Annotated in this window: 2 protein-coding genes; both read left to right on the forward strand. The window is 66.7% G+C overall.

Annotation, left to right across the window (positions count from 1 at the left end):
- The coding region (locus tag AC07RV_RS45840) for a branched-chain amino acid ABC transporter permease (protein WP_492716636.1) at positions 1 to 486 on the forward strand (486 nt) is incomplete at its 5' end.
- 11 nt (positions 487 to 497) lie between these two features.
- Positions 498 to 769, forward strand: a 272-nt coding sequence (locus AC07RV_RS45845) for an ABC transporter permease subunit (protein WP_492716640.1), incomplete at its 3' end; no start/stop codon positions are given.

Consider the following 769-nt stretch of genomic DNA (forward strand, 5'->3'; position numbering starts at 1 on the left):
CTCTCGAGCGCCACCGACCTGGGCTTCATGGTGCTGCCCAACTACCGCGCCTGGGTGGTCGTGGCCTCGCTGGTCGTGTGCATCGCCACCTGGTTCGTGATCGAGAAGACCCGCATCGGCGCCTACCTGCGCGCGGGCACCGAGAACCCGCGGCTGGTCGAGGCCTTCGGCGTCAACGTGCCGCTGATGATCACGCTGACCTATGCCTTCGGCGCGGGCCTCGCCGCCTTCGCGGGCGTGCTGGCCGCGCCGGTGATCCAGGTCTCGCCGCTGATGGGCCAGAACCTGATCATCGTGGTGTTCGCCGTCGTCGTGATCGGCGGCATGGGCTCGATCATGGGCGCCATCCTCACCGGGCTGGGGCTGGGCGTGATCGAGGGCTTCACCAAGGTCTTCTATCCCGAGGCCTCGTCCACCGTCGTGTTCGTGATCATGGTCATCGTGCTGCTGGTGCGTCCTGCCGGCCTGTTCGGCAAAGAGAAGTGAGAGCAGGCGGCATGAACATGAAAAAGATCTCCACCGTCTTCTACGGCCTGCTGCTCGTCGCGCTGGTGCTGGCACCGTTCTTCGGCGCCTACCCGGTGTTCGTGATGAAGCTGCTGTGCTTCGCGCTGTTCGCCTCGGCCTTCAACCTGCTGCTGGGCTTCACCGGGCTCCTGTCCTTCGGCCATGCGGCCTTCCTCGGCGGCTCGGCCTACGTGGCCGGCCATGCGATCAAGGTCTGGGGCCTCACGCCCGAGCTGGGCCTGATCGCGGGCACGCTGGTGGG

The sequence above is a fragment of the Variovorax sp. GW821-FHT09B01 genome, assembly GCF_059418345.1.